This window comes from Nonomuraea sp. NPDC050643 (genome assembly GCF_040654715.1).
GTDB lineage: Bacteria > Actinomycetota > Actinomycetes > Streptosporangiales > Streptosporangiaceae > Nonomuraea.
This window is the reverse complement of sequence record NZ_JBFAIM010000038.1, coordinates 37,577-60,014: the sequence shown is the minus strand read 5'-3', so window position 1 is coordinate 60,014 and position 22,438 is coordinate 37,577. Positions and strand designations below refer to the sequence as shown.

24 protein-coding genes are annotated in these 22,438 nt (G+C 70.1%); 8 read left to right on the top strand and 16 right to left on the bottom strand.

Annotation, left to right across the window (positions count from 1 at the left end; all coding sequences use genetic code 11):
- Positions 1-26: 26 nt before the first annotated feature.
- The 5 genes from AB0I15_RS38755 to AB0I15_RS38735 all read right to left on the bottom strand — a co-directional run bounded on the left by AB0I15_RS38755 (position 27) and on the right by AB0I15_RS38735 (position 4,392).
- A complete protein-coding gene (locus tag AB0I15_RS38755) occupies positions 27-896 on the bottom strand; it encodes a macro domain-containing protein (protein WP_358107236.1) in 870 nt (289 codons plus the stop codon).
- Between the two features lie 10 nt (positions 897-906).
- On the bottom strand, positions 907-1,575 hold the full coding sequence (locus AB0I15_RS38750) for a nucleotide-binding protein (RefSeq protein ID WP_358107233.1): 669 nt from the start codon (positions 1,573-1,575) through the stop codon (positions 907-909).
- Between the two features lie 6 nt (positions 1,576-1,581).
- On the bottom strand, positions 1,582-3,069 hold the full coding sequence (locus AB0I15_RS38745; protein ID WP_358107230.1) for a hypothetical protein: 1,488 nt from the start codon (positions 3,067-3,069) through the stop codon (positions 1,582-1,584).
- A 176-nt stretch (positions 3,070-3,245) separates the two neighbouring features.
- Positions 3,246-3,737 (bottom strand): hypothetical protein, encoded by a 492-nt coding sequence (locus tag AB0I15_RS38740; protein WP_358107227.1) that lies wholly within the window; start codon positions 3,735-3,737, stop codon positions 3,246-3,248.
- Between the two features lie 100 nt (positions 3,738-3,837).
- Positions 3,838-4,392: an exonuclease gene (locus tag AB0I15_RS38735; RefSeq protein ID WP_358107224.1), complete on the bottom strand. Its 555-nt coding sequence runs from the start codon at positions 4,390-4,392 to the stop codon at positions 3,838-3,840.
- Positions 4,393-4,605: 213 nt separating this feature from the next.
- On the opposite strand from AB0I15_RS38735, the gene AB0I15_RS38730 reads away from it, so the two are divergent.
- Positions 4,606-5,421, top strand: coding sequence for a hypothetical protein (locus tag AB0I15_RS38730; RefSeq protein ID WP_358107221.1), 816 nt, complete (start codon positions 4,606-4,608; stop codon positions 5,419-5,421).
- Between the two features lie 33 nt (positions 5,422-5,454).
- Here AB0I15_RS38730 and AB0I15_RS38725 read toward each other — a convergent pair whose 3' ends face one another.
- From AB0I15_RS38725 to AB0I15_RS38715, 3 genes are all read right to left on the bottom strand, one after another.
- On the bottom strand, positions 5,455-6,897 hold the full coding sequence (locus AB0I15_RS38725; RefSeq protein ID WP_358107219.1) for a hypothetical protein: 1,443 nt from the start codon (positions 6,895-6,897) through the stop codon (positions 5,455-5,457).
- A 210-nt stretch (positions 6,898-7,107) separates the two neighbouring features.
- Entirely contained in the window at positions 7,108-8,487 is a 1,380-nt protein-coding gene (gene lpdA / locus AB0I15_RS38720) for a dihydrolipoyl dehydrogenase (RefSeq protein ID WP_358107216.1), read from the bottom strand.
- 39 nt (positions 8,488-8,526) lie between these two features.
- Positions 8,527-8,901 (bottom strand): tautomerase family protein, encoded by a 375-nt coding sequence (locus tag AB0I15_RS38715; protein ID WP_358107213.1) that lies wholly within the window; start codon positions 8,899-8,901, stop codon positions 8,527-8,529.
- A 32-nt stretch (positions 8,902-8,933) separates the two neighbouring features.
- Here AB0I15_RS38715 and AB0I15_RS38710 point away from each other — a divergent pair, with 32 nt between their 5' ends.
- From AB0I15_RS38710 to AB0I15_RS38700, 3 genes are read left to right on the top strand one after another with little or no spacing between them, the layout of a single operon-like run.
- Positions 8,934-9,584: a response regulator transcription factor gene (locus tag AB0I15_RS38710; protein WP_358107210.1), complete on the top strand. Its 651-nt coding sequence runs from the start codon at positions 8,934-8,936 to the stop codon at positions 9,582-9,584.
- A gap of 6 nt (positions 9,585-9,590) precedes the next feature.
- The gene (locus AB0I15_RS38705) at positions 9,591-10,643 is read left to right on the top strand and encodes a quinone-dependent dihydroorotate dehydrogenase (RefSeq protein WP_358107207.1); all 1,053 of its coding nucleotides are present in this window, start codon (positions 9,591-9,593) and stop codon (positions 10,641-10,643) included.
- Between the two features lie 43 nt (positions 10,644-10,686).
- A complete protein-coding gene (locus AB0I15_RS38700) occupies positions 10,687-11,238 on the top strand; it encodes a GNAT family N-acetyltransferase (RefSeq protein WP_358107204.1) in 552 nt (183 codons plus the stop codon).
- Position 11,239: 1 nt separating this feature from the next.
- Here AB0I15_RS38700 and AB0I15_RS38695 read toward each other — a convergent pair whose 3' ends face one another.
- From AB0I15_RS38695 to AB0I15_RS38680, 4 genes are all read right to left on the bottom strand, one after another.
- Complete coding sequence (locus tag AB0I15_RS38695; protein WP_358107201.1) at positions 11,240-12,832, bottom strand: beta-N-acetylhexosaminidase; 1,593 nt, start codon at positions 12,830-12,832, stop codon at positions 11,240-11,242.
- Positions 12,829-13,662: an N-acetylmuramoyl-L-alanine amidase gene (locus AB0I15_RS38690; protein ID WP_358107198.1), complete on the bottom strand. Its 834-nt coding sequence runs from the start codon at positions 13,660-13,662 to the stop codon at positions 12,829-12,831. Before AB0I15_RS38690 ends, AB0I15_RS38695 begins: the two co-directional genes overlap by 4 nt.
- Positions 13,663-13,727: 65 nt before the next feature.
- The gene (locus AB0I15_RS38685) at positions 13,728-13,976 is read right to left on the bottom strand and encodes a hypothetical protein (RefSeq protein ID WP_358107195.1); all 249 of its coding nucleotides are present in this window, start codon (positions 13,974-13,976) and stop codon (positions 13,728-13,730) included.
- 119 nt (positions 13,977-14,095) lie between these two features.
- The gene (locus AB0I15_RS38680; RefSeq protein WP_358107395.1) at positions 14,096-15,067 is read right to left on the bottom strand and encodes a LacI family DNA-binding transcriptional regulator; all 972 of its coding nucleotides are present in this window, start codon (positions 15,065-15,067) and stop codon (positions 14,096-14,098) included.
- Positions 15,068-15,391: 324 nt separating this feature from the next.
- On the opposite strand from AB0I15_RS38680, the gene AB0I15_RS38675 reads away from it, so the two are divergent.
- Positions 15,392-15,964 (top strand): TetR/AcrR family transcriptional regulator, encoded by a 573-nt coding sequence (locus AB0I15_RS38675; protein ID WP_358107191.1) that lies wholly within the window; start codon positions 15,392-15,394, stop codon positions 15,962-15,964.
- A gap of 132 nt (positions 15,965-16,096) precedes the next feature.
- On the opposite strand, the gene bldC is transcribed toward AB0I15_RS38675, so the two are convergent.
- Both bldC and AB0I15_RS38665 read right to left on the bottom strand, forming a co-directional pair.
- Complete coding sequence (bldC, locus tag AB0I15_RS38670) at positions 16,097-16,300, bottom strand: developmental transcriptional regulator BldC (protein WP_013133571.1); 204 nt, start codon at positions 16,298-16,300, stop codon at positions 16,097-16,099.
- Between the two features lie 323 nt (positions 16,301-16,623).
- Positions 16,624-17,487 carry a hypothetical protein gene (locus tag AB0I15_RS38665; protein ID WP_358107188.1) on the bottom strand — a complete coding sequence of 288 codons (864 nt, stop codon included), beginning with the start codon at positions 17,485-17,487 and terminating at the stop codon, positions 16,624-16,626.
- Between the two features lie 107 nt (positions 17,488-17,594).
- On the opposite strand from AB0I15_RS38665, the gene AB0I15_RS38660 reads away from it, so the two are divergent.
- The 3 genes from AB0I15_RS38660 to AB0I15_RS38650 all read left to right on the top strand — a co-directional run bounded on the left by AB0I15_RS38660 (position 17,595) and on the right by AB0I15_RS38650 (position 19,903).
- On the top strand, positions 17,595-18,674 hold the full coding sequence (locus AB0I15_RS38660; protein ID WP_358107185.1) for a Glu/Leu/Phe/Val dehydrogenase dimerization domain-containing protein: 1,080 nt from the start codon (positions 17,595-17,597) through the stop codon (positions 18,672-18,674).
- A 151-nt stretch (positions 18,675-18,825) separates the two neighbouring features.
- Positions 18,826-19,053: a DUF3073 domain-containing protein gene (locus AB0I15_RS38655; protein WP_195893850.1), complete on the top strand. Its 228-nt coding sequence runs from the start codon at positions 18,826-18,828 to the stop codon at positions 19,051-19,053.
- 289 nt (positions 19,054-19,342) lie between these two features.
- Positions 19,343-19,903: an ABATE domain-containing protein gene (locus tag AB0I15_RS38650; protein ID WP_358107182.1), complete on the top strand. Its 561-nt coding sequence runs from the start codon at positions 19,343-19,345 to the stop codon at positions 19,901-19,903.
- A gap of 61 nt (positions 19,904-19,964) precedes the next feature.
- On the opposite strand, the gene purM is transcribed toward AB0I15_RS38650, so the two are convergent.
- The gene (gene purM, locus AB0I15_RS38645) at positions 19,965-20,990 is read right to left on the bottom strand and encodes a phosphoribosylformylglycinamidine cyclo-ligase (RefSeq protein WP_358107179.1); all 1,026 of its coding nucleotides are present in this window, start codon (positions 20,988-20,990) and stop codon (positions 19,965-19,967) included.
- Positions 20,987-22,423, bottom strand: coding sequence for an amidophosphoribosyltransferase (purF, locus tag AB0I15_RS38640; protein WP_358107177.1), 1,437 nt, complete (start codon positions 22,421-22,423; stop codon positions 20,987-20,989). Before purF ends, purM begins: the two co-directional genes overlap by 4 nt.
- Positions 22,424-22,438: the final 15 nt, after the last annotated feature.

The following is a 22,438-nucleotide window of genomic DNA, read 5'->3' as shown; positions in this document are numbered from 1 at the left end:
AAAGTACGGGAAAGGTTCCGAATCGTTCATAAAGCGGCAAGAAAAGCCTTCATCTCCAGCAGGTCCACCTTCTCGACGTCCGCCCGCCGGATGACGACGACGAGCTCCCGGCAGATGGGACACGTCCTGGACTGGGCGACGAACGACAGGATGGTCATCTTGAGCAGGTTCTCGCGGTCGAGGGCGTGCACCCGAGCCAGCTCGGCCCCCATGATGGGCACCGCCACCCGGTTGAGCTGGCCCTTTCGCGCGATGGCCGCCCAGAGATGCCCCAGGCTCAGCCACAGGTCGTCGATCGACGACCGCGCGGTCAGGTCGTTGCCCATCCGGCTGTAGGCCACGCAGTAGATCCGCCGGAACGGTGACCCGATGGTCGCGACGGTGCCCAGGGGATAGCGCTTCAGCTTGCCCTTGGGTTTGTCCGCCCTCGTCTCCACGGAGATCGGCACGACCGCCGCCATGGCCTGCTCCAGCTCCTCGTCCAGCCGCGCGAGGTCGCCGTCGTACATGCGGCCCAGCAACTGGCCCTGCAGGCTGCCCCGGTTGATGACCGCGTTGTCGCCGATGTCGGTGTCGAACGTGTCGGTGAAGCCGATCACCAGGTCCGCGTCCTGGTTCAGCAGGTCGCCGACCCTGATCGTGATCGTCACGTCGGGATGGACGAGGTCGCGGGAGATCCGGCCGCGCGGGAAGGCGCGCAGCAGGCCCCAGGCCAGGCACGCGGCCAGCGAGATCGCGGTGACCCCCGCCGGGTTCGCGAAGCGCGCGCCGAACACCTGGCCGACGAACTGGACGGCGGCCGAGACGATCCCGAAGGCGATGAAGAACTGCGTCGCCAGCAGGATCCGGCCGCGCGACGTACGGACGACCAGCCTCAGCCCCTGCGCAAGGCGCATCGCCGGCCGCCTAACGCGGAGGCCGGCGCGTGTAGGCCGCGAGGTCGCGCAGCAGGGCGGGATCGAAGTAGTCGACGCCCGTCCCCAGCGGCTTGCACCCCGCGTTCTCGAGTCGCAGCCGCAGCTTCTGCACGCTGCCGGGGGCGCCGTCGAGCTGGACGTAGTTCAGTCCGGCGATGTCGGAGACCGGCCGCATACGCCCGAGCCGCACCAGCAGCGTCCGCCTGGGGCTCACCCCGAACGCCATCCCGGCCTCGAACAGCACGTTGGGCCGCGCCTGACAGCCCACCCCGCCGTCCTCCTCGTCGTCCCCGGCGAGCCCGGGGTGGAGCTGGACGACGTCGTCGGGCGTCATGAGCACCACGACCGCCTGCGCCATGGTCAGCGCCTGGCCGACCACGTCCAGCAGGTGCGGGCTGGCGCTCGCGGTCTCGCGCACGAGCGTCTCCCATTCGAGCGGGACCAGGCCCATCCGGCGCAGCAGGTCGAAGACGGCCAGGCGCGCCTGCTCGTCGCGGCCGTGGATGACGAAGACGTTGCGCTCCTTGTCGGGGCTCGGCTTGAGGGGCTCGGGCTCGGGCGCGGACCCGTACGAGATCGCCCGCGCGCCAGGCCCGGCCGCGATGGAGGAGCCCGTCACCTGTCCACCACTGACGTGTATGCCGTAGTTGTCACCCACAGCGGCTCACCTTCTGCCGTCTCCGCCAGGCGCGTACTGGAAGCTGCTGGCCTGCGCGCCACTGCCGGCCGCGACGCTCTGCGCCTGGATGGAGCCGCCGCCGGTCACGAGCACTCCGTGGTTGAGTATCGTCGTCTGCCGTTTGATCAACTCCCCGGTGTCCACTTCGTGGCCGTCCAGGAACTGCACCAGGGCGTCGAAGATACGCTGCTCGACGACCTTTGTGTACATCTCGCTGTCCAGTTTCTGGAAGTAGCGGTGATAGCGCTTGTCACTGGCCGCCTCACGCACGCTGTAGGACGCGCCGTGGTCGAAGTTCCGCCGGTACGGCATGACCGGCGCCTCGCCCAGCGCCCGGCGATCGCAGGCGTGCTCGGCCCGGTGCGAGAACGCCGACATGACGTCCCCGAACATGCCCACCCCGCGCGCGGCCAGCCGCACGAAGTCCCACGGTGACGAGATGGGCCGGATCTTGTCGTAGACGTCGAACTTCTCCTGCAGCGGCGTGAGGATGGAGTGGCTCGCCTCGATGAACAGGTTCCGCTTCACGATCACGAAGCGCAGGAAGATGGTCAGCGCCAGCTCGCCGTCCCAGCCCACCAGCCGGATCACCGTGTACGGCCGCGCCCTGCCGTCCCGCTCCCCGAGCAGCCGGTCGAACCGCGCGCCGTCCACCTCGGCCCGGGGCCGGCCGGCCGCGTCCACGAAGTCGTGGTCCCCGTGCACGTCACGGCCGCTGACGAAGACCCGGTCCTCGACCTCGAGCCCGATCCATTCGAGCGCCTCGACCTGGGCGGTCACGTGACTGCGGATGTCGTGGACCTCGAACGGCAGCGTCGTGCCGCCCTCGTGGCGGGGCTTGTCCACGTCGATGGCGAAGGACCAGCCGCCGATCACCTTCCCGTAGCCGCTGAACGGCTTGAACCCGCTGTAGATCGAGACGTTGCCGCGCGCCAGGGCCGCGATCTCGTCGATGCGCGCCCGCAGCAGCCGCTTCACCGGCGCGGGGGCGGCGCGCGGGTCGAACCGGTCGGGGTGGAGCGTTCTGGTGATCACCCGGTTGTAGGCCAGCTCGGACAGCGACTTCACCAGCGTCGTGCCGACCAGCAGCAGGCCCAGCGCCCACGGCACGAGGCGGAGCGGGTCGAAGGAGAGCGTGAGGACGGCGAGCATGATCGAGACCAGCACGGCGGCCAGCGCGAGCAGCTCCGCGGCCGTGAGCAGGCAGTCGCGCACCGCCCTGCGCCGCCGGCCCGCGCAGGCGTGCTTCAGCACGGCCGGGAGGTCGACGCCGGGGGAGACCGAGACGCCCAGCCTCGGTTGACGGATGACGTGGTCGAACAGGCGCTGGGCGAACATCAGGTCGGACTGCGCGGCGCAGCACAGCCGCCGGGTCACCTCGGTGTCGGCCTTGCCGATGTCCACGGCGCGCGGGTGGCGGCGTGAACCGCCCGGCGCCGCCGGTGGGGCGTTCGCCTCGACGTCGAGATCCATCAGGGGACACTCGGCACAGGCGTCGGCCCCGGACCAGCGGCCCGGGCATACGGCGCAATGCATCCTCTTGCCCATCCCTCACGCACTCCCTCGCCGGCGTAGCTTGCGGGATCAGTCGCCTGAACAGAGGGACGGCGCGTGCGGCCGGATACCGGCGGCCGGGTAAAGAAGGGCGGTCAGGACGCCGGTTTGGTCTTGGAGATCAGGCTGGCCAGCAGTAGGAGCAGCGAGCTCTGGGCCAGCATGCCGGGGGCGAGGGGCGGGGCGTTGCCGACCGACTTCGTGAGCGCGTACCACCATTGGGTGAGCGGCGTGAGCGAGTCCCAGGAGGAGTCCATCCCGCCCATGCCGTGGTTCACGGACACGTGCATGAACACGCCGTACGCCGAGGCGAGCAGCACGGCGCCGGCCAGCACGCGGACCACGGTCACCACCCGGGGAGAGTCGCGCAGGGCGAGCAGCGCGAGCGCGGCCACCAGGAGCGCCAGGGCGAACCAGGGGATGAGCTGGGTGAAGCTCTGCCAGTGGCGTTCGAAGGCGAGCTCGAGAGCCGCGCCGCCGATGCCGATGGCGACGAGCGCCAGGAGCCCCAGGCGCAGGGCCGTGGTGCCCGCCGGGGCGCGCCGATGGGTGGGCCGGTCAGTGGTGCGAGGGGGAGTTGAGGTCATTCGGGGGACCACCGTCCGATGCGAGGGTCTCTTCGTCGCCTTCAAACTCTCCGGGAATCCTTGGAGGAACCTCAGCGAAGTCTGAAGATCTCGTGAGAAGTCAGGTGATCTCCCGCCGCAGGACCCCGTCGAAGATCTCGGCCAGCTCGGCGGCGTCCTCACCCGCGTGATGCGTGTGCGGCAGTCCGTCGAGGCCCAGCCGCCGCTTGATCGCCCGCTTGTGCGTCTCGCCCCACTCGCAGCCGGTCGAGCCCATCCAGTAGCTGCGCAGGTCGACCCCGGAGCCGGTGGTCCCGAACGGGTTCCTGCCGGTGTACCGGACGAAGTACCAGTGCACGAACATGCCGTCCCACACCGCCGGCGCGGCCAGGAACACGGGCCGGCCGATCCGCCGCAGGCCGTTCACCCAGCGGGCGGCCGCCGCCATAGCCGCCTTCGGGTGCGGCGCCTCGCGCAGCAGCCGGTCGCGGTCGAGGCCGGAGACGGCCAGCGCCTCGGGCACGAAGTCGTCGGAGATCGGTCGCAGCTCCGTGTAGAACGTCAGGTCCGGCCGCCCCGCGACGGCCATGCCCAGGGAGATCATGCTGTACGGGCCCGGGATCGGCCCGTCGGCCTCGACGTCTACGGCCACATAGAGCTCAGGAAGTGCGGACACGGCCGAAAGGATAGCTGCACGACATCTTCACGACATTCGCACACCGGCCTGGTGGATCGGTACGGCCCCGCAGGGTGTGCTCGAAAATGCCCTGGCGTTCCACCGGCGGTGCGATGAGAGTGGTGCCATGACGGCGACAAATGCGTCAAGGAGGACCGGCAGGTCGATTGCCGCACATTCCGTATGACGGCCTGAGAGCGAGGGTCAGTGGTGGTGAACTGGATTGACGAGCCGATCGTGGATCCCGGCATTCCCGAACGGGACAGGTGGCGCCTCATCGGCGCGTCCACACTCCTGCTCGGCCGCCCGGAGCCGGCCCCGCCGCGCTGGGCGCGCCGCCTGTTCGCGCTGGGCGCCGCCACGGCGGCGGCGGGAGGAGCCGCGCTGAGCCTCGCGGCCGTCCAGACCGGCCACGAATCCACCGGGTTCGCGGCCCTGATGGTCTTCCTCACCGCGCTGATCTTCATCGGCGTCGCCCGGCCCAGCATGGGCCAGCGCCTGGCCGGTCAGTACGGCGACCACTACGTCATCCCCGTGGAACTGGACGCCCCCGCCCTCGAACTGGTGACCCGGGCCAGGAAGGCGATCGACGAGGTCACCGCCTCCCGCGTGCACCACCTGGGTCTCCTAGACGGCATCGCCAACGACATCGTGCTGCCGGAGCGCTTATGGGAGGTCGCCCGCCTCGTACGCATCCAGGCCACCCTGCGCGCCGAGCAGGCCGAGGCGATGACCGAGCTGATGACCCCCGAGCTCACCGCCGTGCTCGAACCCCAGCGGGAGGCCCTGAACCGCTCGGTGGCGGCGGTCACCGAACGCGTCTGGGACCTGGAGACGTACGCCGCCCGCGTACGGGAGGCCGACTCGGCCCTGCGGGCGAGCGAACTGCAGAAGAGCAACGACAAGTATCGCGACCTGCTGGCCCAGACGGGCGACACGGCGGGCCTGCGCGACCTGGCCGACCAGGCCGACACCCTGACGAGGAGCCTACGCGAGGCGATCACCGCCGGCCAGACGCTGAGCCTGTAGAAGGCGTCAGGAAGGGCCGGGCCCGTGACGCCGTCAGAAGTCGTGCCACCCGTCGAACCACGCCCCGGCCTCCGCGTGCGGGACGCCCGCCCGCCTCGCCAGCCCCATGAAGGCGTCGAACGCCTCCTCCCGCAGCACGGTGTCGATCATCCCGTGCCGCTCCTCGATCGTGTTGAGCCTCTCGACGAACTCCCGCAGGATCCCCCGCGCGTCGGCCACGGCGGCCGGATGATCGTCGACCCCCAGCCCCTCGATCGCCCGCTCCGCCGCCGCGTAGGCCCGGCACGCCGCCGCGCCCCCGCGCTTGTGATCGTCGACCCAGTCGCGCAGCGGATTGTCGATGTTGACCGCCAGCCATTTGTCCGACTTGGCCCCGCTGATCCGGACCGCCACCTCACTGCCCCGGTAGCGCTGCTTGATCGCCCTGACCTGGCTGCTCCGCAGGCAACTGATGCCGAGCCGCCGCAGCGGCCCTCCGGGAGCGGGCAACATCGCGGCCTCGACCCCGTAGGCGTCGCTCAGCTCCAGGGTGTGCAGCCGGTCGAACCCGTCGAGCCCCGCCAGGGCGCCGTAGGACCCCGCCCACCGCACCCGCAGCGACTCCAGCCCGGCCGCGGCCGGCACCACCGCCTCGCCCGTCACGTCGAGCTCCAGGTCGCGCACCCCGCGCAACCCGTCGGGCGCAGCCACGCCGCCCACCAGGGCCAGGGTGATCCAGCGCCCGGCCGAGGCCGCCGTCACGACCTCCGGCGCCGCACCCCCGAGCCGTAACGACATGAGCTCCGCCGGCAGCGCGAGCCGTCGCGGCGCCCGCCCGGGAAAGACCAGGCCCCGCAGACCGGTCCGGCTCACATCGACCTCGTCAGGCGGATCCTCCCAGGTCAACGCGGTGATCATGGGCCTGCCCTCCAGCGCCCGCACGAGCCCCCGCTCGGCCCCCGCCCAGCTCAACGTGGTGACCTGCGGCAACGCGTCGAGCCCCGCCCACCGGACCTCGTCGCGATGCTCACGGAGATCCAGCCGCGACACCTGGCCGGGCCTGCGCAGCGGCGGACCGCCCAGATCCACCTCGACCTGCCGGGCGGAGGCGGCCTTGTAGGCGGCCTTGGCCGCGGCGGGCAGCCGCAGGTCCCAGTGCCGCTGCAGCTCGACCTGGAGCGCCTCGCCCTCCCACGGGCCGTAGGAGTCGCACTCGCGGGGCATGGCCGCGTGCAGCGGTAGCGACCCCAGGACCACGAAGCCGGCGGGAAGGGGCACGTCGGCGCTCACCCACGTGGGCTTCGGCCCGCCCTCCCAGCTATGGTGATCGACGCTCAGCGGGCCGGCGTCACGCAGGTCGCCGAGCACGGGCGGTGAGTCGGAGCGCCAGTCGAGCGCGCACACCATCACCAGGCCGTCACGCACGCCGGTCACCTGGCACGCGCCGTGACCTCCCAGGGGCAGTGGCATGACCACGACGTCACCCATCTCGAGCATGCCGGGGAGGCTAGCAACCGCCTACGACAACCCCGGCCGCGTCGCCCGGTCGAAGATCTCCACGAGCTCGTCCGCGACACGCCTCGCCGGGGACCCCATGTCAGCCCGGACCGCCACGTCCGGCGGCGAAGCACGCCCAGCCGGATGACAGGCAACCGCGGAACAGCCGTGATCGGTACGGACCCGCCGTACCGATCACACCGGGGGAAACTACATGTTGATCATGTGTCCGGCGAGGCCGTGGACGGCCTCCTTGACCGCTTCCCCGAGCGTCGGGTGCGCGTGGACGTTGCGCGCGACCTCGTGGACGGTCAGGTCCCACTGCTGGGCCAGGGTCAGCTCGGGCAGCAGCTCGGTCACCTCGGGACCGATCAGGTGCGCGCCGAGCAGCTCGCCGTGCGTGTTGTCACTGATGATCTTGACGAAGCCGGCCGTGTCGCCCAGGCCGTGCGCCTTGCCGTTGGCCGTGAACGGGAACTTCGCCACCTTCACGTCAAAGCCCAGCTCACGCGCCTGCGCCTCGGTGTAGCCGAAGCTCGCCACCTGCGGCTGGCAGTAGGTCGCCCGCGGGATCATCACGTAGTCGAGCTCCATGGTCTCCGCGTCGCCGATCGTCTCGGCGGCGATGATGCCCATGGACTCCGCGGCGTGCGCCAGCATCAGCTTGGCCGTGACGTCGCCGATGGCATAGATGTGCGGCACGTTCGTCCGGCACCGCCCGTCGACCTCGATCGCGCCCCGCTCGGTCAGCGCCACGCCGGTCTTCTCCAGCCCGTAGCCGTCGACACGCGGCTGGAACCCGATGGCCTGCATGACCTTGTCCGCCTCCAGCACCCGCGTCTGGCCGTCGCGCGTGACGGTGACCTTGACGGAGGAGCCGGTGTCCTCGATGCCGTCCACGCGGGTCGAGGTCAGCACCTCGATGCCGAGCCGCTTGTAACGCTTGGCCAGCTCGGCCGACACCTCCTCGTCCTCCAGCGGCACGACCCGGTCGAGGAACTCGACGATCGTCACCTTGACGCCGTAGTTGTGCAGCACGTACGCGAACTCCACGCCGATCGCGCCGGCGCCCGCGATGACGATGCTGCCCGGCAGCTCCTCGGTGAGGATCTGCTCCTCGTACGTCACCACCCGCTCCGACAACCGCGTGCCCGGGATCAGCCTGGTCGAGGCCCCCGCGGCGATGATGCAGTTGGAGAAGGTGATCGTCTCGCCGTTCACCTGGATCGTGTTGGCGTCCAGGAAGGTGCCGCGGCCGTCATATTCCGTGATGGCGTTCTTCTTCATCAGGTAGTGAACGCCCTTGACCCGCCCGTCGGCCACCTTGCGGCTGCGCTGGAAGGCCGCCCCGTAGTCGAAGGTGACCTCACCGCTGATGCCGAAGGTCTTGGCCTCGTTGTGGAAGATGTGAGCCAGCTCGGCGTTGCGCAGCAGCGCCTTGGACGGGATACAGCCCACATTGAGGCAGACGCCACCCCAGTACTTCTCCTCGACGACCGCGGTGCGCAGTCCGAGCTGGGCGGCGCGGACCGCGGCCGTGTATCCTCCCGGACCCGCGCCGAGAACGACGACGTCATAGTGAGTGCTCATGAGTCGGACCATACCGTCCGGCCGTCATGACTCCCGACGTCAGACCTCCACCTTGTACGACAGAGTCAGCTCATCTGCGGGAACCCCGCGAATTCCCCAGTTGACCTTGGGCATCTCGATGATCGTGATCTCCACGTCGGCGGCGTCGTAGCCCGACTTGTCGTAGATCTCCCGGATCAACGCCCGCTTGGCGTCGTCGCTGCGACCCGTGAAGCAGACCACCTCGATGATCAGATAGCGCTCGCTCCGCGCCGGGCACACGAAGTCGTCGGCGTCCAGCAGCAGGAACCGGTGGAACCGCTTGTCCTGCGGCACCCCCCAGGCGCTCACCAGACACGACTGGATCAGGTCGGAGACCTCCCGCTGCCGCCCGGCCCACACGTCTTTCCTGCCGTACACCTTCACCTGAGCCATGCCCGCCAATATAGGTCGGCCACTATAGAGGTGTGATCCGCATCCTCCTGGCCGACGACGAGGCCATGATCCGGGCCGGGGTCCGCGCGATCCTCGCCTCCGACCCCACGCTGGACGTCGTGGCCGAGGCCGGCGACGGCCGGCAGGCCGTGGACCTGGCCATCAGCCACCACCCCGACGTCGCGCTCCTGGACATCCGCATGCCCAGGCTCGACGGGCTGGCCGCGGCGGCGGAGATCCGCAGGGCCGCGCCGGGCACGGCCGTGGTGATGCTCACCACGTTCGGGGAGGACGACTACATCGCCAAGGCGCTCGACGTCGGGGCCAGCGGGTTCCTGCTCAAGTCGGGCGACCCGCGCGAGCTCATCGCGGGGATCCACGCGGTGGCGGACGGGGCGGCGTACCTGTCGCCGAAGGTCGCCCAGCGCGTCATCACCCAGCTCGCGGGCGGCCGGATGGCCAAGGGGGCGCTGGCCCGCGACCGCATCGCGGCGCTCACCGAACGCGAGCGGGAGGTGCTCGCCCTGCTCGGCGCGGGCATGTCCAACGCCGAGATCGCCCGTGAGCTGCACATCGTGGAGGGCACGGTGAAGGCGTACGTGAGCGCGATCCTCACCCGGCTCGACATACGCAACCGCGTACAGGCCGCGATCATCGCCTATGAGGCCGGCTTGGTAGCCTGACGCGTGATGTATCGCCTCGTGTTCTCGCAGGTCTTGCGGCGTTTCGACGCCGAGGCCGTGCACCATCTCACCGTGAGCGCCCTCGCGCTCCTCGCGCGGCTGCCGCTGCTCAAGCGGCTGCTGCACCAGGCGTTCGCGCCGCACGACCCGGCCCTGCGCGTGAGCGCGTTCGGTGTCCACTTCCCGGGGCCGCTCGGCCTGGCCGCCGGGTTCGACAAGGACGCCGCGTGCGCCGAGGCCGTCGCCTCCCTGGGCTTCGGCCACGTCGAGGTCGGCACCATCACCGCGCACGCCCAGCCGGGCAACCCGCGCCCGCGCCTGTTCAGGCTCGTCCCGGAGCGGGCGGTGATCAACCGGATGGGCTTCAACAACGCCGGCGCCGTGGCCGCCGACCGCAGGCTGCGCCGCACCCGGGGCGTCCCGGTGGTGGTCGGGGTGAACATCGGCAAGACCAAGGTGGTGCCCGAGTCCGAGGCCACGGCCGACTACGTGGCCTCCGCCAGGAGACTCGCCCCACTGGCCGACTACCTGGTGGTCAACGTCAGCTCGCCCAACACGCCGGGCCTGCGCAACCTCCAGGCGGTCTCGCTGCTGCGCCCGCTGCTGACCGCCGTCAAGGAGGTCGCCGACGCCACCCCCCGCCGCACGCCGCTCCTGGTCAAGATCGCGCCCGACCTCGCCGACGAGGACGTCGACGCGGTCGCCGAGCTGGCCGTGGAGCTGGGCCTCGACGGCATCATCGCCACCAACACCACGATCAGGCATGGGGGCGAGACCGGCGGCCTGTCGGGCCGTCCGCTGAAGGCCCGCTCGCTGGAGGTCCTCAGGCGCCTGCGCGCCAAGGTCGGCGACCGGCTCACGCTGGTGTCGGCGGGCGGGGTGGAGGACGCGGACGACGTCTGGGAGCGCCTCCTGGCCGGCGCCACCCTGGTCCAGGGCTACACGGGCTGGATCTACGGCGGCCCCCTGTGGGCCTCCCGCATCCACCGGCAGCTCTCCCGCCGCGTACGCCGCCACGGCATGAAGTCGATCACCGAGGCCATCGGCCGGACATCCTGAGGCCCCGGGAAGACCGCACCCCTTCATCTCCTATGGTGGGACGGTGATCGAAGCAGTAACGCTCGCGGGCGATGTCGTCCTCCGCCCGGTGACCGAGCGTGACACGGAGGCCCTGGTCGACGCCTACATCCGCAACCGCGATCACCTTCGCAGGTGGGAGCCCAGCAGGCCGGCGGAGTTCTTCACGCACGCCGGCCAGGCCGAGCGCCTCAAGAGCCTGCTCGAGCAGCAGGCCCGGGGCGGCGCGGTGGCCTGGGTGCTGGCCGACGGTGAGCGCGTCGTGGGCCGCATGACGCTCAGCACCATCGTCCGCGGCCCGTTCCTCAGCGCCGACCTCGGCTACTGGCTGGACGCCGGCTACACCGGCCGCGGCCTGGCCACCCAGGGGGTGCGGGCGGTGTGCCGGATGGCCGACCAGGAGCTCGGCCTGCACCGGATCGCGGCGAGCACGCTGCTCGACAACGTGGCCTCCCAGACCGTCCTGCGCAAGGCCGGGTTCGAGCCCTACGGCCTCGCCCCGCGCTACCTCGCGATCGACGGCAAATGGCAGGACCACCGGTTGTTCCAGCGCATTCTCCACGAGCGGCCCGCCTAGCTCACATGCTGGGCCGGGTCGACTCCGCGTCGTGCGTCATCGAGTCGATCCGGGCCATCACGTCCACCACGCGCACCCCGCTGGGCCGGTGCGGGCGCCGCCGCTGCCACGGGTGCGGCCCCGCCGGCGGGCGATACTCCACGCCGAGGGCGTCCAGCCGCCCGTAGTGCCCGGCCAGCCGCGCGCCGAAGTCCGCCGAGGCCGAGCCCGACCAGGCCACCTCCGCCAGCGCACAGGCCCGCGGCCACAGGCGGTAGTCCACCGTACGGGGGTCGGGCACGCGCTCGGTCCACAGTTGCGCCTGCACCCCGATGACACGGGCCCGCTCCTCCTCCGTCCAGTCCTCGGGCGCCGGCCGGAACGCGGCCACGTCCTCGACCGTGATCGCGTCGCCGATGGCCATCGGCTCGTCCGGCGAGGCGGCCTCGGCGTAGTCGAAGTACAGCGGGTAGACCGGCGTGGCCACCACGTCGTGCCCCGCCGCGGCCGCCCGCCAGCCCACGCCCATGCCGCGCCACGGCATGACGATGGTGTCCTGGCGCAGCCCGCCGCTGACGAACGCCTCGTCCCACACCACGGCCCGCGCGCCCCGCTCGGCCAGCGCGTCCGCCAGCCGCCGCAGGAACCACGCCTGCAGGTCGTTGGCCGTGGCCAGCCCGAGCGAGTCACGGTAGGCGACGATCTCCGCCGACTCCGTCCAGCGGTCGAGCACGACCTCGTCGCCGCCGATGTGCACGTAGGGTGTCTCGCCCAGCGCCCCGATCAGCTCGTCGAAGATCGTGGTCAGGAACTCCACGGTCCGCGGCAGCGGCGACAGGATCGCGGGGGAGATGCCCCACCGGTCGAGCACGTCGTGCGGTTCCCCGGTGGCCCCGAGCGCAGGGTAGGCCGCCAGGATCGCCGACGCGTGCCCCGGCACGTCGATCTCGGGCACGACGGTCACGCACCGGGACCGCGCGTAGGCGCCGATCTCGGCCAGGTCGTCGAGCGTGTAGTAGCCGCCGTGCGGGATGTCGTCGTAGGTGTCGGGCTCGCGGTAGTAGTTGGTCGCCGTGCGAGGCCGGTGCGAGGACACCTCGTGCAGCAGCGGATAGGCCCGGCTCTCCACCCGCCAGCCCTGGTCGTCCACCAGGTGCAGGTGCAGCCGGTTGAGCTTGTGCACCGCCATCAGGTCGATCAGGCGCAGGATCTCCCGCTTGGGGAAGAAGTGCCGTGCCACGTCAAGATGCAGCCCCCGCCACGCGAACCGTGGCGCGTCCTCCACCCGCACCCCCGGGACGGGCCACGAAGCGCCGTCGGAGAACCGGTAGGAGGCGTCCGGCAGCAACTGGTGCAACGACTGCGCCGCGTAGAACGCCCCGGCCCGCCCACCGGCGGTGATCTCCACTCCCCGCGACCCGGTCACCAGCCGGTAGGCCTCCGCACCCAGCGCGGGGTCCCGCCGGACCTCGATCTCGCCCGAGTCTCCGGGGCGCGGGTCGAGCCGGGGCAGCGCCAGGCGTACGGTGTCGGGAAAGTCGCCGGACACCGTCGCGCCCGAGGTCAGCACATAGGAACCGGACAGATCACTGAGCAGCTCTGGGCGAGGAATCATGCTTTGAGATAGTGCTGCAATCCGTTCGCCAGCGCCAGCGCGATCCGCTGCCGGAACTTCGGGTCCTGGAACTTGGCCGCCTCGGCGGCGTTGCGCATGTTGCCGCTCTCCACGAAGATCTTCGGCACCGTGGACAGGTTGAGCCCGCCGAGGTCGTTGCGGTAGTCGAGCGCCTTGGCGCCGATGTAGGTGGAGTAGGGCAGCCCCGTGCCCTTGGCGAAGGCGTCGCGCACGGCGATGCCCAGCTTGCTGGAGGCGCCCACGACCTTGTCGACCGGCCCGTTGATCTTCTTGGGCATGATGACGTGGAAGCCGTGGTTGGCCGCGGCCGAGCCGTCGGCGTGCACCGAGATCGCGGCGTCGGCCTCGGCCTTGTTGCCGATGGCGGCCCGCTCGGTGATGCAGGGGCCGACGCCGTTGTTGCCGGTCCTGGTCAGCTTCACGGTGGCGCCGCGGCCTTCGAGGATCTTCACCATGCGCTTGGACACGTCCCAAGTGAAGGCGGCCTCGCTGTAGCCGTTGTTGGTCGAGGTGCCGGTCGTGTCGCAGGCCTTCCACTGGGTCAGCACGTTGACCTTGCGGTTGATGGCCTTGGGGTTGCGGTAGTTGCCGCCGTTGTGGCCCGGGTCGATGACGATGACCTTGCCGTCGAGAGGCTTGGCGTCCGGCGGCGCGTCCTTCGCCTGCGCGGGTGAGGCGGCGGTGGAAGCCTGCCCCGCCCCGGCCGCGGGGGCGGCCTGACCTGCCGCGGCGTCACCGGAGCCGGTGCCGCCGCAGGCGGAGGCGATCAGGCCGCAAACGGCGAGGACTGTGGCTGGTAGAGCACGCATGGCGTCCAACTTACGTCACGCCTGGAGCTCAAGCCCGTTTTATGCCAAGTGCGGTGCGTGGCCACTCACCAGGCGTGCTCGCCGACCTCCTGCCGCTCGAGCAGGGCGGCCAGCTCCCGCGCGTCCTCGGCGTCGAGGCCGAGGACGACGCGGGGGCGGCCCCACGGATGGTCGAGCGAGTGGGCGACGTAGCTGGCGACCGATTCCGCGCCGCCATCGGTGCCCCGTCCCCTGCCCGCCCGCCAGTGTCCCCAGGCGCGCTCGAGCTCGGCCGCCGCGCGCTGGGCGCATGACACCAGTTCCGGATCACGCATGACTGTTCCCCCGGATCAGACGTGACCGGAGCGAATCCGGCCACTCTTAGCATGACCCTGCCGAGTAAACCGCCGTGCGGCCGCGCCTCCACACGGCTTGACCCAGCCTTGGTGTGTTCTTAGGCGGGACCCGTGCTCCGTCGCACGATCAGTTCTGGGCGGATCTCCCGCAGGCGCGCGAGCTTGCCGGGATCACCGATGCGGTCGCTCAGCATCGCGGCCGCCGACCTGCCCATGGCCCGGCGAGGCTGGTCGACCGAGGTGAGCGAGATGTGGCGGGACGCGGACAGGTGCGTGTTGTCGTAGCCCACCACCGAAAGGTCCTCAGGCACGCTCAGGCCCAGTTCGCTCGCGGCTGCGAGCACGCCGAGCGCCACCACGTCATTGGCGGCGAAGATCGCCGTGGGCCTGGGGTCGCGGGTCAGCAGCGCGAGCGCCGCCTCCCTGCCGCCCTCTTCGGTCGAGTCCGCGGCCTCGACCATGATGTACGGCGCCAGCGAATGCCTGCGCATCGCCACGAGATAACCCTCGCAGCGCGACGATCGCCGGCCCTCGATGTGCGCGATCCGCTTGTGACCGAATTCGACCAGGTGGTCGATGGCCAGACGGGCACCGAGCTGGTCGTCGTCGCACACGATGTCGACGCCGTCGAGCTCGATGTCACGTTCCCCTACGACGACCGTGGGGGTGTAGGCGGTCGCCTCGATCAGCGTCTCGCTGGTCGGGGCTATGCCGAGCAGGACCAGCCCGTCGACCCTGAGCTCGAGGAAGGCCTCCACGGCCTCGTCCTCGAACGCCGGGTCCCATTGGCTGTTCCCGATCAGCATGCGCAGTCCGTCGCCGTGCAGGCTCTCCTGCAGTCCGTCGAGGAACTCCGCGTAGAACGGGTTGTGCAGGTCGGCGACGAGCGCGCCCACCAGGTGTGTACGACCCTCCACGAGGCTGCGGGCGACCGCGTTCGGCCGGTAGCCGAGCTCGCGGGCGGCCTGCAGCACGGCCTGGCGCCGGTGCTCACTCACGTGCGGGGAACCGCGCAGCACGAGTGACACCAGCGATTTGGACACGCCGGCTCGTTCGGCGACGTTGCGGATGGTCGGTCTGGGCCGAGGCAGCGTATCTACCTCTCTGAGCTCAGCGATGGTTGAAGTGTTGACGGGCGGTCCTGACATGTGTCTCCCCCGCGATGCGGATATGGGCACCTGTCTGACCAAACGATCGAGTTCGCCGCAGGGTACGGCCTCCGTAACGGATTGGCTTAACATCTGTCACGGCGAGGCTGATTTTGGCGGAAAACCCACACGTCAGCTATTGGGCAGGACGTCGGATACTGTGCAGGTGTGACACCCGGGAAGTCAGCCGAGACGGCACGGCCGGCACGGCGCAGGCTCAGCGTTGACCGGCGTCGGGAAGAGCTCATGACGGCCGCGCTGGAGTTGTTCAGCACCCGCGACGCGGAAGACGTCTCGATAGACGACGTGGCCTCGGCGGCGGGGGCTTCACGGGCCCTGGTCTACCACTACTTCGGCGGCAAGCAGGAGCTCTACGTGGCGGCGCTGAGAAGCGCGGCGGAGCAACTGGAGTCCCGGCTGCGCCCCCAGGAGGGCGGCAGGCCGCTCGACGAGCTGGCCTCCGGGCTCAGGCGCTACTTCGACTTCGTCGAGGAGCACGCGGCCGGTTTCGCCGCGCTCCTGCGCGGTGGCCCGGCCAACAGGACCGGTGAGGTCGGCGAGATCGTCGACGGCGTGCGCCGGCGGCTGTTCCGCCTCATCCAGAAGCAAATGGGCGTCGAAGAACCGAGCCCGGTGCTGCGCACGACCCTGCGGTCGTGGATCGCCTCGGTCGAGACGGCCGGTCTCGACTGGCTCGAGCATCGCGACCTCGAACGGCCGATGCTCGAGAAGATGCTCGTCGAGCACATGGCCGCGCTGCTTGGCGTCGCCGCCGCGCATGACGGTGACGTCGCCGAACTGCTCGAACGCATGGCGTGACCAAGGGAAGAATGGCGCCGGGCGGGCGACGCCAACTTCCCGAACGACGTCATGTCGTCACAGTGGTGGACCGGGCCCGGTCGTGACCTGGTCCACCCTTCTAACCCCCCTGAGGTCCGTGACGACCCTTCGCTACTCGGAGCGCTGCTGCGGAATCCCCGCGAGCAGTGCGCGAACCTCGGTCTCCCGGTAACGCCGATGACCGCCGAGGGTACGAATCGACGTCAACTTGCCCGCCTTGGCCCACCGCGTAACGGTCTTGGGGTCGACCCTGAACATGGTCGCGACCTCAGCGGGCGTGAGCAGCGGCTCGGCCTCGGGTGTACGAGCTGACATTTGTGCGGCCTCTCCTCCGTGTGGACCGGCTTAGCGATCCTGTGACTGCCTTTGCGCGTGTCACGGATGTCCCCCTATGGCGCAGAGCGTGCGGCTTTTCTGAGCCATATGCGGCATCACCCGATGTGACCATACCGCCACGCAGAGCGATTGGCGAGCCCTTCTTTGACCCAACTGCCCGCCCCCCGTGGCCATGTCACGCTCGGTGATTCTAGCGACACGGTTCGTGGTATCGCAGTGAAAACGGCAAACTACTCAGTTCGCAGAAGAGAGCAGCCGCGAGACGTGACCTACTCATGCAGGTCAGACGGCCGTATTGGGGCTCAGTTGGCAGATTCCAGCTGTTGCATTGACTTCCACCGGAGAATGACCCTCTGGTACATGGCGTAGGCAAGTTCTTCTTGACCCGTGTCCAGGCCCGTCAGGGCCGCCGAGAGCTCCGCGACGGACTGGTCTGCCTGCAGCGCGTCGTCGTCCATGAGGTGCACGAGGCCGCCGTAGTCGAGCTCGACCAGGGAATGGGGGTGGAACTCCTCCAGCCACCTGGCGATGTCTTCCACGTCGAAGTTGGCCGCCACGTCGCCCAGGTGCCGGCGGAGCACGTTGAGCGCCCGCGCCGACCGCCTCCTGGCCTGCGCCATGGAGGTCACGTAGATCAGGTTACGCCCTGTAGCGGTCGTCACGTCCTGTCCAGGGTTGGCCGAGCCGAGCACCAGCCAGCGCTCGTTCCCATCAAACGGCACGAACCACGATGGCGGCACATGCCACGCCGTGGTGCGAATGTGCGTGCGCAATGCCGCCGAACCGGCCTTCCGCTTGTACCGGTCGAAGTCGTCGGCGGTCTGCTCGGCGATCGCCTTGGGCACGAGGTGATCCATCAGCTTGACCGGAGTGGTGCCACGAAGCCGTGAGAACGCCAGCCACGAGCGCAGGCGGGTTTGCCAGGGACACACGTACAAGCGGTCCTCAACACGCCGGAGATAGGCGTTGGGGCTCTCCTGGGCGGGAACGGGTTGAGGGGGCATGCCGAGCAGGCGCATGACGGACTCGCCGTGCTCCGCATTGAGCGCGTTCGCGCGGCGCGGGCGGTCACGTGAGTCGGCGTAGTCGGCCCACACCTTGCGCTCGGACTCGGCGAACGCGGTCAGTGGCTCATAGACACGGAGGTAGGCGGCATAGGGCAGCACGGAGGCATCGTGTCACGAAGCGAACCTGCATGCACCGTTGTGGCTTACTACTCTGTGAGGTGATCTCCGCCGCAATGGAGCGGTGGACCGGACAGGGAGTCACTACCGTGACCGACGTCTTCGGAGCGTCCCACAAGGACGTCCACGAGCAGGTCGTGTTCTGCGCCGACGAGCAGAGCGGCCTGCGCGCCATCATCGCCATCCACAACACGGCGCTGGGCCCGGCCCTGGGCGGCACGAGGTTCTATCCGTACGAGAGCGAGCAGGCGGCCCTGGCCGACGTGCTCAACCTGGCCAAGGGCATGGCCTACAAGAACGCGCTGGCCGGCCTCGACCTGGGCGGGGGCAAGGCGGTCATCATCGGCGACCCGGCCAGGGACAAGAGCGAGGCGCTGCTGCGCGCGTACGGTAGGTTCGTGCAGTCGCTCGGCGGGCGTTACATCACCGCCTGTGACGTCGGCACCTACAGCGAGGACATGGACATCGTCGCGCGCGAGTCGCGCTTCGTGACCGGCCGCACGCTCTCCCACGGCGGGGCCGGCGACTCCTCCATCCTCACGTCGTTCGGCGTGTTCCAGGGCATGCGCGCCTCGGCCGAGGTCGTCTACGGCACGCCGTCGCTCCATGGCAGGAGGGTCGGCGTCGAAGGCGTCGGCAAGGTGGGCCACCGCCTGGTCGACCTCCTGCGGGAGGACGGCGCCGACGTCGTCGTCTGCGACGTCGACCCCAAGGCCGTCGAGCGGGTACGCCTGCGCCATCCCGAGGTCGAGGTGGTGGCCGACGCGCGGGCGCTGGTGGCCGCCGACATCGACGTCTTCGCGCCCTGCGCGCTGGGCGGCGCGCTCGACGACGCGAGCGTGGCCGCGCTGAAGGCGAAGATCGTCTGCGGCGCGGCGAACAACCAGCTCGCCCACCCCGGGGTGGAGAAGCAGCTCGCCGAGCGCGGGATCCTGTACGCGCCCGACTACGTCGTCAATTCGGGCGGTGTGATTCAGGTCGCAGACGAGATCGAGGGTTTCGACATGGAGCGAGCCAGGTCGAAGGCGGCCCAGATCTACCAAACGACTCTGAAGATCTTCGGAATCGCCGCGGAGGAGGGCGTTCCTCCCGCGGTCGCAGCGGATAGGCTAGCCGAGCGCAGAATGTCGGAAGTCGGGCGTATTAGGGCCATTTGGCTAGGCCACTGACGCCCCACGCCCATACGGCGTACCGAGCTGGGCACAAAACAGGTACGGTAATAGGCGAACGATAGGCTGACGCCCAAAGTCAGGCGGCGTCAGTGTGTGGTGCGTTAGCGACGAGGGGTCGGGGACGACCCCACACGAGGGGGTCGAGCCAATGGGGCGCGGCCGAGCAAAGGCCAAGCAGGTCAAGGTTGCTCGCCAGCTGAAGTACAACAGCGGTGGCACGGATCTTGACCGTCTTCGCGACGAACTCGGGGTCGGAGACTCCAGTAATGACGACGCCGACGACCTCAATGATGAGCTGGCGGATCGCTATGCCGATTACGCCGATGACTATGGCGCCGGAGACGACGACGATGGCCGTACGTCCGGTCGTCGATAGCCGTTCTCCTGGTTGACGTGGCCGAGGGCCCGGCGCGGGTGCCGGTTCCTCGCTCACGATCGTCGGGCCCCACGGGCAACCGTGGGGCTTTCGTCACGTGGTCAGCCTTTTTGAGGAAGCCGGCCTGATCTGCGGCAGTTCCTCCTTGAGCGCGACGTGTCCGGTGTGGGGTACCTCACACCGGTACGCGTGAGCGCGCTGCCGGCGTAGCCGTGCCTGCCGCGATGTCCTGGAACGTGCCGACATCGGTGATCTAATGCGTCAACGGTGAGCGGTACCATTAGCGGCCATGGACTTACTGACAGGTGAGCCCCTGGCACTCGACCTGGTCAACACGCGCGTCGTCACCCCATCGGGCGCCGTCCACGACGCCCTGGACCGCGCGGACGACTTCCAGGCATGGCTGAGCGGCCAATCCCACCGGCTGACCGTTCCCGAGCGCCCTCTCACGGCCTCCGGCCTGCGGGCCGTGAAAACGCTCCGCGGCCACGTGGAGCTGATCCTCGGCGCGACCCGTGAGGCCACCCCGCCGCCCGCCGCGTCACTCGAGGCCCTGAACGAGGCGCTGAGGGCGGCGCCGCCGTACGCGTACGTGGAGGCCAGGGGCGCCGTGCTGGTGAGCGGCAGCCGCAGGGACGGCCCCGTCCTGTCCCGGCTGCTCACCGAGCTGGCCGAGGCCGCCATGACCTTGCTGACGGACCCGAGCGTGGGCAAGGTCCGATCCTGCGAGGCCCCGCACTGCCGCATGCTCTTCCTGCCGGCCCACCCCCGCCGCCGCTGGTGCTCACCGGACCTGTGCGGCAACCGGGTCCGCGTGGCCCGCTACTACCAGCGCCACAAGCCGGCCTGACCGCCCGGCGCGAACGAAAGCGGGCGGCCCCGGAAGGACCGCCCGCCCGTCAGCGCCCACGTCAGCGGTAGCGCGCCTGCCCCGAGCCGCCGACGACCTCGCCCAGCACCCAGGCCGCGAGCCCGCGCCCGCGCAGCACGCGGAGCGCCTCGTCGGCCGAGCCGGCCGCGACCACCGCGGCCATCCCGATCCCGAGGTTGAAGGTCCGGTCCATGTCCCGCTGAGCGATCCGCCCGTATCCGGCCAGCACCCCGAAGACGGGCGGCGGGGTCCACGACGACCGGTCGAGCACGGCGTCCAGGTGGGTGGGCAACGAGCGTGCCAGGTTGTTCTCCACGCCCCCGCCGGTGATGTGCGCGTAGGCGTGCACGTCCACCGCCCGTGCCAGCTCCAGGCAGTCGAGCGAGTAGATCCGGGTCGGCTCCAGGAGCTCCTCGCCCAGTGGCCGCTCCAGCTCGGGCAGCACCGTGTCCAGCGACAGCGACGACTCGCGCAGCACATGCCGTACGAGCGAGTAGCCGTTGGAGTGCACCCCGGAGGAGGCCAGCCCCAGCACCACGTCACCCTCGGTCACCCGCTCGGGCCCGAGCATGGCGGAGGCCTCCACCACGCCGGTGCCGGCGCCCGCCAGGTCGTATTCGTCGGGCCCCATCGCCCCCGGGTGCTCGGCCGTCTCGCCGCCCACCAGCGCGGCCCCGGCCAGGCGGCAGCCCTCGGCGACGCCGCCGACGATCTCCGCGATGCGCTCGGGCACCACCTTGCCGCAGGCGATGTAGTCGGTCATGAACAGCGGCTCGGCCCCCACGACCACCAGGTCGTCGAGGACCATGCCCACCAGGTCGATGCCGATCGTGTCGTGCTTGCCGTACTGCTGGGCGATCATGACCTTGGTGCCCACGCCGTCGGTGGAGCTGGCCAGCAGCGGTCGCCGGTAGCGCAGCAGCGCCGAGGCGTCGAACAGGCCCGCGAACCCGCTGGCGTCGTCGACCACCTCCGGCCGCCGGGCGCGCGCCACCTTGTCCTTCATCAGCTTGACGGCGAGCTCACCGGCCTCGATGTCGACACCCGCGGCTTCGTACGTGCTCACGCTTTCGTCTCCAAAACGAACTTGCCCACGTTGTCCTGGTCGATCGGGATCGGGTAGGAGCCGTCGAAGCAGGCCATGCAGAGGCGCTCGGCCGGGATCGTGGTGGCCTTGGTCAGGCCCTCCAGCGAGATGTAGCCGAGCGAGTCGGCCCCGAGCGAGGCGCGGATCTCCTCCACCGTCAGCGAGCCCGCGATCAGCTCGGCCCGGGTGGCGAAGTCGATGCCGTAGAAGCACGGCCAGGCCACGGGTGGCGAGGAGATGCGTACGTGCACCTCACGCGCCCCCGCCTCGCGCAGCATCTTGACGATCGCGCGCTGGGTGTTGCCGCGCACGATCGAGTCGTCCACGACCACCAGCCGCTTGCCCTCCACGACCTCGCGCAGCGGGTTGAGCTTGAGCCGGATGCCGAGTTGGCGGATGGTCTGCGAGGGCTGGATGAACGTGCGGCCCACGTAGGAGTTCTTGACCAGGCCCTGGCCGTAGGGGATGCCGCTCTCCTGCGCGTAGCCCACGGCGGCGGGCGTGCCGGACTCAGGGGTCGGGATGACCAGATCGGCCTCCACCGGGTGCTCGCGGGCCAGCTCGCGGCCCACCTCGACCCGGGTGACCTGCACGCCGCGCCCCGCGATGGTGGTGTCGGGGCGGGCGAGGTAGACGTATTCGAACAGGCAGCCCTTCGGGTCGGCCAGCGCGAAGCGGCGGGACCTGACGCCGCGCTCGTCGATGGTGAGCATCTCGCCGGGCTCGATCTCGCGGACGAACGTGGCGCCCACGATGTCGAGGGCCGCCGTCTCCGACGCCACCACCCAGCCGCGCTCCAGGCGGCCCAGGACCATCGGGCGGATGCCCTGCGGGTCACGGGCCGCGTAGAGGGTCTGCTCGTCCATGAACACCAGCGAATAGGCGCCCTTGACCTGCGGGAGCAGCTCGGCGGCCGAGTCTTCGATGGAGCGGGTGCGGTCCTGCGCGAGCAGCGTGGTCAGGACCTCGGTGTCGGTGGTGGCGCGCGTGGAGCCCGGGGTCAGACGCTGGGCCAGCTCCGGGGTGTTGATGAGGTTGCCGTTGTGGGCGAGCGCGAGCCCGCCGACGTCGGTCGAGCTCAGCGTGGGCTGAGCGTTCTCCCACACGCTGGATCCGGTCGTGGAGTAGCGGCAGTGACCGATGGCCAGGTGGCCGCGCAGGGTTCCGAGCACCGACTCGTCGAAGACCTGGGCCACCAGGCCCATGTCCTTGTAGACGAGAATGCGGCTCCCCTCGCTGACCGCGATGCCCGCGGACTCCTGGCCGCGGTGCTGCAACGCGTACAGCCCGTAGTAGGTGAGTTTGGAAACTTCCTCGCCTGGCGCCCAGACGCCGAAGACGCCACAGGCGTCTTTAGGTGCACGGTCGTGGGGGTCCAGGTCATGGCCGAGCCGGCCGTCGCCCTTCAGCACATGCCTCAGTCTAGG

Coding starts and splice junctions, on each gene's coding strand:
- AB0I15_RS38755 (WP_358107236.1), bottom strand. CDS start 896: ATGCGCCTTGCGCAGGGGCTGAGGCTGGTCGTCCGTACGTCGCGCGGC.
- AB0I15_RS38745 (WP_358107230.1), bottom strand. CDS start 3,069: ATGGATCTCGACGTCGAGGCGAACGCCCCACCGGCGGCGCCGGGCGGT.
- AB0I15_RS38740 (WP_358107227.1), bottom strand. CDS start 3,737: ATGACCTCAACTCCCCCTCGCACCACTGACCGGCCCACCCATCGGCGC.
- AB0I15_RS38725 (WP_358107219.1), bottom strand. CDS start 6,897: ATGCTCGAGATGGGTGACGTCGTGGTCATGCCACTGCCCCTGGGAGGT.
- lpdA (WP_358107216.1), bottom strand. CDS start 8,487: ATGAGCACTCACTATGACGTCGTCGTTCTCGGCGCGGGTCCGGGAGGA.
- AB0I15_RS38715 (WP_358107213.1), bottom strand. CDS start 8,901: ATGGCTCAGGTGAAGGTGTACGGCAGGAAAGACGTGTGGGCCGGGCGG.
- AB0I15_RS38705 (WP_358107207.1), top strand. CDS start 9,591: ATGTATCGCCTCGTGTTCTCGCAGGTCTTGCGGCGTTTCGACGCCGAG.
- AB0I15_RS38695 (WP_358107201.1), bottom strand. CDS start 12,832: ATGATTCCTCGCCCAGAGCTGCTCAGTGATCTGTCCGGTTCCTATGTG.
- AB0I15_RS38690 (WP_358107198.1), bottom strand. CDS start 13,662: ATGCGTGCTCTACCAGCCACAGTCCTCGCCGTTTGCGGCCTGATCGCC.
- AB0I15_RS38685 (WP_358107195.1), bottom strand. CDS start 13,976: ATGCGTGATCCGGAACTGGTGTCATGCGCCCAGCGCGCGGCGGCCGAG.
- AB0I15_RS38675 (WP_358107191.1), top strand. CDS start 15,392: ATGACGGCCGCGCTGGAGTTGTTCAGCACCCGCGACGCGGAAGACGTC.
- bldC (WP_013133571.1), bottom strand. CDS start 16,300: ATGTCAGCTCGTACACCCGAGGCCGAGCCGCTGCTCACGCCCGCTGAG.
- AB0I15_RS38655 (WP_195893850.1), top strand. CDS start 18,826: ATGGGGCGCGGCCGAGCAAAGGCCAAGCAGGTCAAGGTTGCTCGCCAG.
- AB0I15_RS38650 (WP_358107182.1), top strand. CDS start 19,343: ATGGACTTACTGACAGGTGAGCCCCTGGCACTCGACCTGGTCAACACG.